The sequence below is a fragment of the Streptomyces thermocarboxydovorans genome (assembly GCF_039524635.1).
GTDB classification, from domain to species: domain Bacteria; phylum Actinomycetota; class Actinomycetes; order Streptomycetales; family Streptomycetaceae; genus Streptomyces; species Streptomyces thermocarboxydovorans.
In genome coordinates this window covers 59,627-69,800 of the sequence record NZ_BAAAGU010000044.1, presented here as the reverse complement: position 1 = coordinate 69,800, position 10,174 = coordinate 59,627, and the positions used below count along the sequence as shown (strand labels likewise).

Annotated in this window: 9 protein-coding genes; 2 read left to right on the top strand and 7 right to left on the bottom strand. The window is 72.9% G+C overall.

Translation table 11 applies throughout. From position 1 onward, the window contains the following. Positions 1 to 410: 410 nt before the first annotated feature. From ligA to ABD198_RS20890, 5 genes are all read right to left on the bottom strand, one after another. A complete protein-coding gene (gene ligA, locus ABD198_RS20910; protein ID WP_344004111.1) occupies positions 411 to 2,606 on the bottom strand; it encodes an NAD-dependent DNA ligase LigA in 2,196 nt (731 codons plus the stop codon). A gap of 14 nt (positions 2,607 to 2,620) precedes the next feature. Next, complete coding sequence (locus ABD198_RS20905; RefSeq protein WP_344004108.1) at positions 2,621 to 3,628, bottom strand: methionine synthase; 1,008 nt, start codon at positions 3,626 to 3,628, stop codon at positions 2,621 to 2,623. A 208-nt stretch (positions 3,629 to 3,836) separates the two neighbouring features. Continuing rightward, positions 3,837 to 4,535 carry an SDR family oxidoreductase gene (locus ABD198_RS20900; RefSeq protein WP_344004105.1) on the bottom strand — a complete coding sequence of 233 codons (699 nt, stop codon included), beginning with the start codon at positions 4,533 to 4,535 and terminating at the stop codon, positions 3,837 to 3,839. Between the two features lie 18 nt (positions 4,536 to 4,553). After that, positions 4,554 to 5,093 carry an LOG family protein gene (locus tag ABD198_RS20895; protein WP_344004102.1) on the bottom strand — a complete coding sequence of 180 codons (540 nt, stop codon included), beginning with the start codon at positions 5,091 to 5,093 and terminating at the stop codon, positions 4,554 to 4,556. Positions 5,094 to 5,112: 19 nt separating this feature from the next. Next, on the bottom strand, positions 5,113 to 5,916 hold the full coding sequence (locus tag ABD198_RS20890) for a class I SAM-dependent methyltransferase (RefSeq protein ID WP_344004099.1): 804 nt from the start codon (positions 5,914 to 5,916) through the stop codon (positions 5,113 to 5,115). A 227-nt stretch (positions 5,917 to 6,143) separates the two neighbouring features. Here ABD198_RS20890 and ABD198_RS20885 point away from each other — a divergent pair, with 227 nt between their 5' ends. Next, on the top strand, positions 6,144 to 6,923 hold the full coding sequence (locus ABD198_RS20885) for an alpha/beta fold hydrolase (protein ID WP_344004097.1): 780 nt from the start codon (positions 6,144 to 6,146) through the stop codon (positions 6,921 to 6,923). Between the two features lie 59 nt (positions 6,924 to 6,982). Here ABD198_RS20885 and mnmA read toward each other — a convergent pair whose 3' ends face one another. Continuing rightward, positions 6,983 to 8,113 carry a tRNA 2-thiouridine(34) synthase MnmA gene (mnmA, locus tag ABD198_RS20880; RefSeq protein WP_344004094.1) on the bottom strand — a complete coding sequence of 377 codons (1,131 nt, stop codon included), beginning with the start codon at positions 8,111 to 8,113 and terminating at the stop codon, positions 6,983 to 6,985. 60 nt (positions 8,114 to 8,173) lie between these two features. On the opposite strand from mnmA, the gene ABD198_RS20875 reads away from it, so the two are divergent. Continuing rightward, on the top strand, positions 8,174 to 8,848 hold the full coding sequence (locus ABD198_RS20875; protein ID WP_344004091.1) for an N-acetylmuramoyl-L-alanine amidase: 675 nt from the start codon (positions 8,174 to 8,176) through the stop codon (positions 8,846 to 8,848). A gap of 29 nt (positions 8,849 to 8,877) precedes the next feature. Here ABD198_RS20875 and ABD198_RS20870 read toward each other — a convergent pair whose 3' ends face one another. Further along, the gene (locus tag ABD198_RS20870; RefSeq protein WP_344004088.1) at positions 8,878 to 10,047 is read right to left on the bottom strand and encodes a cysteine desulfurase family protein; all 1,170 of its coding nucleotides are present in this window, start codon (positions 10,045 to 10,047) and stop codon (positions 8,878 to 8,880) included. Between the last annotated feature and the right edge of the window lie 127 nt (positions 10,048 to 10,174).

The window sequence follows — 10,174 nt, the reverse complement described above, 5'->3', positions numbered from 1 at the left end:
CGCGGGGTGCGTCCCCGGCCGCCCCGGTGTGCCGGACCGGTCCGCGGGCCCCGTGCCTGGCCGGCCGTTCGCGCGGCGGCGACGCCAGACGGCCGCCGCACCGCGCAGGCGCAGCCGTGAGCCCGGGGCGGCGCTCTCGGTCGGTTCCATTCCCGTCCCTCTCACAGCCGGCGGTGCCCACGCCACGCGGCTCCCGCCTCGACCACCCTCTGCGGCTCCGCGGTGGAAAGCCCTTCCCCGAAGCCCCTCACGAACACGGGGATGCCCCGACCGCAGCTGGGCACGGCAGGTGCACATCTCAACAGTAGGCCGCAGAAGGCTTCTACGGGCACCGGTCGCCGACGGTTGCCCGAATGCGCCCCTGCCACCCGTATGCATCTGGTATGCGCCGATCGGGTGGGCTTCAACCGTTACTCCTCGGCCGAAAGAGCGACAGCTGCCGCGGCCTCAGGTCCCTGCTCCAGAAGGACGTTGAAACCGCTCTCGTCCAGAACCGGCACCTTCAGCTGCATCGCTTTGTCATATTTCGATCCCGGATTGTCGCCGACCACGACGAAGGACGTCTTCTTGGAGACCGATCCGGTCACCTTGGCGCCCCGGCTCTGCAGGGCCTCCTTCGCGCCATCCCGCGTGTAGTTGTCCAGCGTTCCGGTCACCACGACGGTGAGTCCTTCCAGCGGGCGGGGCCCCTCGCCCTCGCCGGAGCTCTCCTCCTCCATGCGGACGCCGGCCGCCTTCCACTTGCGGATGATCTCCCGGTGCCAGTCCTCGGCGAACCACTGCTTGAGGGAGGCGGCGATGGTCGGACCGACCCCCTCGGTGTTCGCCAGCTCCTCCTCGCTGGCCTGCTCGATGCGGTCGATGGAACGGAACTCCCGGGCCAGCGCCTCCGCCGCCACCGGTCCGACGTGCCGGATGGACAGGCTGGTCAGGATGCGGGCGAGCGGGCGGTTCTTGGCCGCCTGGATGTTCTCCAGCATGGCGAGGGCGTTCTTCTTCGGCTTGCCCTCCTGGTTGGCGAAGACGGTGACGACCTTCTCCTTGCCCGTCTTCGGGTCCCGCTTCGGCAGACCGCTGTCCTGGTCCAGCACATAGGCCTTGATGGGCAGCAGCTTCTCCACGGTGAGGTCGAACAGGTCGCCCTCGTCCTTCAGCGGCGGCTCCTTGGGCTCCAGCGGCTTGGTCAGCGCGGCGGCGGCGACATAGCCGAAGTGCTCGATGTCCAGCGCCTTGCGCCCGGCGAGGTAGAACAGCCGCTCCCGCAGCTGGGCGGGGCAGCCGCGGGCGTTGGGGCAGCGCAGGTCGACGTCGCCCTCCTTCATCGGCCGCAGCGGCGTGCCGCACTCGGGGCACTCGCTCGGCATCACGAACTCCCGCTCGCTGCCGTCCCGCAGGTCGACGACCGGCCCGAGGATCTCCGGGATCACGTCACCGGCCTTGCGCAGCACCACGGTGTCGCCGATCAGCACGCCCTTGGCCTTGACCACGTCCTGGTTGTGCAGGGTGGCGAACTCCACCTCGGATCCGGCCACGGTGACCGGTTCGACCTGGGCGTACGGGGTGACCCGGCCGGTGCGGCCCACGCCGACGCGGATGTCGATCAGCTTGGTGTTGACCTCCTCGGGCGCGTACTTGTACGCGATGGCCCAGCGGGGCGCGCGGGCCGTGGAGCCCAGGCGCCCCTGGAGGCGGATCTCGTCGAGCTTGACCACCACGCCGTCGATCTCGTGCTCCACGGAGTGGCGGTTCTCGCCGTAGTACGCGATGAAGGCGCGGACGCCGTCGAGGTCGTCGACCACCCTGTTGTGCGGGGAGGTGGGCAGGCCCCACTCCTTGAGCAGGTCGTACGCCTGGGAGAGCCGCGTCAGGCCCTCGTAGCCCTCCAGGGCGCCGATGCCGTGGACCACCATGTGCAGCGGGCGGCTGGCGGTGACCCTCGGGTCCTTCTGGCGCAGTGAACCGGCCGCCGCGTTGCGCGGGTTGGCGAACGGCTTCTCCCCGGCGGCCACCAGGCGGGCGTTGAGCTCCTGGAACTTCTCCATCGGGAAGTAGACCTCGCCGCGGATCTCGACCAGGTCCGGGACCTTGTCGCCGTGCAGCCGGTCCGGGACCTCGGCGATGGTGCGGACGTTGGGCGTGATGTCCTCGCCGGTGCGGCCGTCGCCTCGGGTCGCCGCGCGCACCAGCCGGCCCCGCTCGTAGGTGAGGTTGACGGCGAGGCCGTCGACCTTGAGCTCGCACAGGAAGTGGTAGTCCTGATCGCCCAGTTCGCGGTGGATGCGCTCGGCCCAGGCGGCGAGGTCCTCGTCGTTGAAGGTGTTGTCGAGCGAGAGCATGCGCGAGCGGTGCTCGACGGGGGTGAACTCCGTCTCGTAGGACCCGGCGACCTTCTGCGTCGGCGAGTCCGGGGTGCGCAGCGCCGGGTACTGCTCCTCCAGGTCCTCCAGTTCACGCAGCAGCCGGTCGAACTCGGCGTCGCTGATGACGGGGGCGTCCTTCACGTAGTACCGGAAGCGGTGCTCCTCGATCTGCTCAGCGAGCTGTGCGTGCTTCTCCCGTGCCTCCGCGGGCACGCTCGTCGTCTCCGCCTGCTGGTCGCCGGCCACCGTGTGTCCTCCCGTTACTCAGGGTTGTCCGCGAGGGATCTCGCCGCCCGGACGCAGTGGGCGTACGCCGCGCGTGCGTACCCCGGGGACGCCCCCGCGAGCCCGCACGCCGGGGTGACCGTGACCGCCTCCGGGAGAAGCCCCGGCCGCAGCCCCAGCCTGCGCCACAGCGTTCTGACACCCATGACGCTACCGGCAGGGTCTGACAATGGGGCGTCCGTACCGGGGACGACACCGGCGAACAGCCGGGTGCCGCCCTCCACCGCCTCACCGATCGCCTCGTCGTCACGCTCGGTGAGGAGGGAGAAGTCGAAGGAGATCCCCGCCACGCCCGCACGGCGCAGCAGGGCGAACGGGACGTCCGGTGCGCACGAGTGGACCACGACGGGCCCGCCGTCGTGAACCGCAACCACGTCGCGCAGCGCGGACTCGACGATCTGCCGGTCGACGGCGCGATGGGTGCGGTAGCCGCTGGCGGTCCGCACCCGGCCGCGCAGCACGGCGGTGAGCGACGGCTCGTCGAGCTGCAGCACCAGCTGCGCGCCGGGCACCCGGCGGGCCACCTCGTCGAGGTGCAGGCGCAGCCCCTCGGCGAGCGAGGCGGCGAGGTCGCGGCAGGCACCGGGGTCGGACACGGCGGCCTCGCCGTTCTTCAGCTCCAGGCTCGCGGCCAGCGTCCAGGGGCCGACGGCCTGCACCTTCAGCGGGCCCTGGTAGCCCTGGGTGAACTCCTCCAGCGCGTCGAGGTCCTCGCCGAGCCAGGAGCGGGCCCGCCGGGTGTCGCGGCCGGGCCGGTCGCCGAGCCGCCAGCCGCTGGGCTCCACCCGCGCGTACAGCTCGACCAGCAGGCCGGCGGTCCGCCCGATCATGTCCGCGCCGGGCCCCCGGGCGGGCAGCTCGGGCAGGAACGGGAAGTCCTCGAAGCTGCCGGTGACGGTCTTGACGGCCTCCCGGGCGTCGCCGCCCGGCATGGAACCCACCCCGGTGGCGGGACCGAACCTGAACTGGCTGTTTTCGCTCACGTGCAGAGCCTACGGAACGGGACCGGGGTCGCCGGTGCCGTGGTGCCCCCGCCCGCGTGCGGCCCGGCCCGTGCAGTCCCCGGCACGGCAGGCCCCGCCCCGGTCCCCGGCACGGCAGGCCACGCCCCGGTCCCCGGCACGGCAGGCCCGCCCCCGCCTCGGCAGTACCCGGCCCGCAGGCCCCGCCCTGGCAGTCCCCGGCTCGGCCTCAGGGCCCCGGCCGCACCGTCAGGTCGTTGACCTCCGCGTCCCTGGGCAGGTCCAGTGCCATGAGGATGGTGGTGGCCACCGACTCGGGGTCGATCCAGCGCGCCGGGTCGTACTCCCTGCCCTCCTGCTGGTGGACCTTGGCCTGCATGGGGCTGGCCGTCCGGCCGGGGTAGACGGAGGTGACGCGGATGCCGTTGGCGTGCTCCTCGTGGCGCAGCGAGTCGGCGAGGGCCTTCAGGCCGTGCTTGGAGGCGGCGTAGGCGGACCAGTTGGCGTGGGCGTTCAGTCCGGCGCCGGAGTTGACGAAGATCACGTGGCCGCGGGCGGCGCGGAGCTGGGGCAGGAAGTGCCGGGTCAGCTCGGCGGGGGCGATCAGGTTGACGTTGAGCTGGTGCCGCCAGGTCTTCGGGGTCAGCTCGCCGACCGGGCCGAGGTCCACCACGCCGGCGATGTGCAGCAGGGAGTCCACCCGGTCCGGCAGAGACTGGTGGGAGAAGGCCCAGCTGAGCCGGTCGGGGTCGGCGAGGTCCCCGACCAGGGTCTGCGCGCCGGGGAACTCGGCGGCCAGCTCCTTGGCCCGGCCCGCGTCGCGTGCGTGCAGCACCAGCCGGTCGCCGCGTGCGTGCAGACGGCGGGCGACGGCCGCGCCGATGCCGGAGCCCGCTCCGGTGATCACATGTGTAGCCATGCCCGCCATGGTCGCATCACCGGGCGGTCACGCCATGCCCAGGCTCTCCTCCAGGTAGGCCAGCGCGCCGACCGGCTCCTCGGCGAAGAACACCAGGTCGGCCAGCGGGCGGGGCAGGAAGCCCTCCTCCTCCATGCGGCGGAACTGCTCCTTGAGGCCGTCGTAGTAGCCCGCGGTGTTGAGCAGCACCACCGGCTTGTCGGTGTGGCCGTGCTTCTTCAGCTCCAGGATCTCGGTGGCCTCGTCGAGGGTGCCGGTGCCGCCCACCATGACCACCACGGCGTCGGCCTTCTCCAGCAGCAGCCGCTTCCGCTCGGCGAGATCCTTGGCGATCACCATCTCGTCGACGCCCTCGCGCGCCTTGGCGGCGAGGAACTCCACGGAGACGCCCACCAGCCGGCCGCCCGCCTCCTGCACCCCGTCGGCGACGACCTTCATCAGCCCGACGTCCGACCCGCCCCACACCAGGGTGTGCCCGCCCTTGCCGAGCAGCCGCGCGAACTCCCGCGCGGGGCGGGTGTAGCGGTCGGCGAGCTCGGCGGCGGAGAGGAAGACGCAGATGTTCATGGCCCCACGGTACGGGTGCTCACGACCCCACGGTACGGGCCCGGTCGGACACCGCGGTCAGGCGCATCTTGGACTGCCGGTGCGGCAGCTTCTCCCAGTCGTCCATGAACCGCGCCGACAGCCCGTACCGGGCGGCGAGGTCCGTCAGCGTCTGCGTGCGGTAGTAGAAGTCCTCGCGCAGGACGTGGTGCTCCTCGTCCTCGGTGCGGTCGAAGGTGAAGTCGAAGAAGCCGCCGGGCGCGAGGATCCGGCCGACGTGCGCGAAGCACTCCTCGATGACGTTCAGCGGCGAGTGCGAGAAGACGCTGTGCGCGTGCACCACGTCGAAGTGGTTGCCGGGCAGGAAGGCGAAGGTCAGGTCGTCGGCGAGGGCCAGGTAGGGCAGCTTGGCCTGGAGCCCCTCGCGCACCAGGGTGTCCTGCGCGGCGAGCAGGATGTCCGGGGAGATGTCGATGCCGTAGTAGTGGCCGGGCTCCAGGTAGTCGATGAACAGGCGTCCCGCGCGGAGGTTGCCGCAGCCGATGTCCAGCATCCGGTGTCCGGGCTTCAGGCCGTGCCCGGTCAGGTAGTCGAACTGCATCCGGCCGATGCGGGCCCAGGTCTCCTTGGAGGGGTTGTGGCCGACCGCCGCCTCGGCGCTGCGGGCGGCGTCGGAGGCCATCACGGCCCGGTAGTAGGCGATGTGGTCGCGGTGGCGCAGCCTCAGCCAGGTGTCGCGCAGGGCCCGCCGGGCGTACGCGGGGACGCGCTGCGGGTGACGCAGTGCGTAGCGGACCTGGTGGGCGAGGCTGCTCCGGTTCCTGCGGATGTCCTTGGCGGGCATGGTCCCTCCTCGGGAAGAACTCCGCTTCAGCGTGCGCTGTAGCCGGGTGGTTCGCTACCCCGGGGACGGTCCCTCGTGACGGCGGGACGCCGCATTACCGCCGACCGGAGCAACGGGCACGGCCGCGTGGTGGAGCCGGCTTCCACGGGAGCCGGGGTGGGCTGACCGCGTGGACGCGCGGCCCGCCTCACCGACGAATCCGGTGCCGTGCGGCAGTCTGCACAGGCATGGACAAGAACATCCTTTCGCGCGACGGCACCTCCATCGCCTATGAGAGTGCGGGGCGCGGGCCCGCCGTGGTTCTCGTCAGCGGGGCGATGTCGACGGGGGCGACGGTGGCTCCGCTGGCCGCCCCGCTCTCCGAGCGGTTCCAGGTCGTGGTGTACGACCGCCGGGGCAGGGGACGCAGCGGGGACACGGCGCCGTACGCGGTGGAGCGCGAGGTCGAGGATCTGGCGGCGCTGATCGAGGCGGTGGGCGGCGAGGCGTCGCTGTACGGCACCTCCTCGGGCGGTGCGCTGACGCTGCGGGCGGCGGCGAGCGGGCTGCCGGTGCGGCATGTCGCCGTCTACGAGACGCCGTACGCGATGTCCGGGGAGGCGCTGCGGGAGCGCGCGGAGTACACCGAGCGGCTGAACGCGGCGCTGGCCGAGGGGCGGCGCGGGGACGCGGTGGAGCTGTTCCTCCGGCTGACGGGGCTGAGCGATGCGGTGATCAAGGGCGCCCGGCAGTCCCCCATGTGGGCCGGGATGGAGTCGATGGCGCCGTCTCTCGCCTACGACGACGCCGTGATGGGCGACGGCGGCGTCCCGCGCGAGCTGCTGGCCTCGATCCAGGTTCCGGTGCTGTCGACCGCGGGCGACGCGAGCCCCGCGTGGATGCGGGACGCGGCACGGGCGATCGCGGAGTGGGTGCCCCGCGGCACCTACCGCACGCTGGAGGGCCAGACGCACATGGTGGAGCCGGACGTGCTGGCACCGGTGCTGGCGGAGTTCTTCGCGCGGTGAGGGCACCGGGGCCGACGCGGTGAGGTGAGCGCGCCCTCCTCGGGGTGTGCCGGGCCGGGTCAGGCCACGCCGGCCGTCGCACGGACCGTGGACGCGATGGTCGCCGAGCCCACCACACGGGTGCCGTCGTAGAGCACGATCGCCTGGCCGGGTGCCACGCCCCGGACCGGCTCGGCGAAGCGCACCCGCAGCTCGCCGTCGACCAGCTCCGCGGTCACCTCCGTCTCGTCGCCGTGGGCGCGCAGCTGGGCGGTGTAGGTGCCGGGGCCGGACGGGGCGGCGCCGCACCAGCGGGGCCGGACGCCGGTGAGGGCGGTGACGTCCAGGGCGGACGCGGGGCCGACGGTGACGGTGTTGTCCACCGGCGAGATGTCGAGGACGTAGCGGGGCTTGCCGTCAGGGGCGGGGGTGCCGATGCGCAGGCCCTTGCGCTGGCCGATGGTGAAGCCGTAGGCGCCCTCGTGGGTGCCGAGCTTGTTGCCGGCCTCGTCGACGATGTCGCCCTCGGAGCGGCCCAGCCGCTTGGCGAGGAAGCCCTGGGTGTCGCCGTCGGCGATGAAGCAGATGTCGTGCGAGTCGGGCTTCTTGGCGACCGCGAGACCGCGGCGCTCGGCCTCCGCGCGGATCTCCTCCTTGGTGGTGACGGTGTCGCCGAGCGGGAACATCGCGTGCGCGAGCTGCCGGTCGTCGAGCACGCCGAGCACGTACGACTGGTCCTTGGCCAGGTCGGAGGCGCGGTGCAGCTCGCGGGTGCCGTCCTCGCGCACCACCACCTTGGCGTAGTGGCCGGTGCACACCGCGTCGAAGCCGAGGGCGAGCGCCTTGTCCAGCAGCGCGGCGAACTTGATCTTCTCATTGCAGCGCAGGCAGGGGTTGGGGGTGCGGCCGGCCTCGTACTCGGCGACGAAGTCCTCCACGACGTCCTCGCGGAAGCGGTCGGCGAGGTCCCACACGTAGAAGGGGATGCCGATGACGTCGGCGGCGCGGCGGGCGTCGCGGGAGTCCTCGATGGTGCAGCAGCCCCGGGCCCCGGTGCGGAACGACTGCGGGTTCGCGGAGAGCGCGAGGTGGACGCCGGTCACGTCGTGCCCCGCCTCGGCGGCGCGGGCGGCGGCGACGGCGGAGTCGACTCCGCCGGACATGGCGGCCAGGACGCGGAGCGGGCGGTGGGGCTGCGGGGTGTCAGTCATAACCCCTCCAGGGTACGGGGGCGCGGGAACCGGGGCCGCCGGATATCCGTTGAGGATCGCGTGGGGGCAACAGCATCCGGGAATTCGGCTGACGGGGACCGGCGCATCGGGCGGCGGGCCCTGGTCGTGGGCGGTCTGGCCGCCGCCGCGGGCACCGCGGCGCTGGCCCGTGACGAGCTGGCGCGGCTGTGGTGGCGGGTGCCGGGCGTGGACAAGCCGCGCAAACCGGGCGAGGTCGACTACACGGGTGCGCGCTGGCTGGCGGCCTCCGACGCCAACTGGCGCCGCGCGGACCGGCCGGCCGACTTCCGCATCGACATGGTGGTCGTCCATGTCACCCAGGGCGATCTCGCCAGCGCCGTGAAGGCCTTCCAGGACCCTGGGCACCGGGCGGCGACGCACTACATCGTCGGCCAGGACGGCAAGGTCACCCAGATGATCCGCGAACTGGACGTGGCCTACCACGCGGGCAACCGCGACTACAACGAGCGCAGCATCGGCATCGAGCACGAGGGCTTCGTGGACCGCCCGGAGGACTTCACCCACGCGATGTACGAGTCCTCGGCCCGCCTCACGGCCCGGATATGCGCCCGCTACGACATCCCCGTGGACCGCGAGCACATCATCGGGCATGTGGAGGTCCCGGGCACCGACCACACGGACCCGGGACCGCACTGGGACTGGGACCGCTATATGAAGCTGGTCCGGCGGGCCCGTACGGCGGCGCAGGCGTGACCTGCCGGGCGTGCGTCCCTGGCGGGCCGTTACGTCAGCCCCGCCGCCCGGGCCCGTTCCACCGCCGGGCCGATGGCCTTGGCGACGGCCTCCACATCGGCCTCGGTGGAGGTGTGCCCCAGCGAGAAGCGCAGGGTGCCGCGGGCCAGGTCGGGGTCGGTGCCGGTGGCGAGCAGGACGTGGCTGGGCTGGGCCACGCCGGCGGTGCAGGCGGAGCCGGTGGAGCAGGCGATGCCCTGGGCGTCGAGCAGGAGCAGCAGGGAGTCGCCCTCGCAGCCGGGGAAGGTGAAGTGGGCGTTGGCGGGCAGCCGGCCCTCGGGTGCGGGGTCGCCGCCGAGGATGGCGTCGGGGACCGCCTCGCGGACCGCGGTGATCAGGTCGTCGCGCAGCGCGCCGATCTCGCGGGCGAACGACTCCTGCTGCTCGGCGGCCAGCCTCCCGGCGACGGCGAAGGAGGCGATCGCGGGCACGTCGAGGGTGCCGGAGCGGACATGCCGCTCCTGGCCGCCGCCGTGCAGCACGGGCACGGGGGTGTGCTCGCGGCCCAGGACCAGCGCGCCGATGCCGTACGGGCCGCCGATCTTGTGGCCGGAGACGGTCATCGCGGCGAGGCCGGAGGCGCCGAAGCCGACGGGCACCTGGCCGAAGGCCTGCACCGCGTCGGAGTGCAGCGGGATGCCGAACTCGGCGGCCACCTCGGCGAGTTCGCGGATCGGCAGGATGGTGCCGATCTCGTTGTTGGCCCACATCACGGTGGCCAGGGCCACGTCGTCGGGGTTGCGGGCGATGGCCTCGCGCAGGGCGTCCGGGTGGACCCGGCCGTAGGTGTCGACGGGCAGGTACTCGACGGTGGCGCCCTCGTGCTCGCCGAGCCAGTCCACGGCGTCGAGGACGGCGTGGTGCTCCACGGGGCTGGCGAGGACCCTGGTGCGGGCCGGGTCGGCGTCCCGCCGGGACCAGTACAGCCCCTTCACGGCGAGGTTGTCGGCCTCGGTGCCGCCGGAGGTGAAGACCACCTCGCTGGGCCGGGCGCCGAGCGCCTCGGCGAGCGTCTCGCGGGCCTCCTCGACGGTGCGGCGGGCGCGGCGGCCGGCGGCGTGGAGGGAGGAGGCGTTGCCGGTGACACCGAGGTGAGCGGCGAGTGCCTCGACCGCCTCGGGAAGCATCGGGGTGGTCGCGGCGTGGTCGAGGTAAGCCATGGTGAGCCCGATTCTACGGGTCCCGGCTCGTCTCTCCCGGTCCCTGGTCGGGCATGTGTGCGGCGGTCCGGCCGGTGTCGCCGGCGGCATGGTCCGGCCCTCCCCGAGTGCGGGAGGCTCAGGGCCG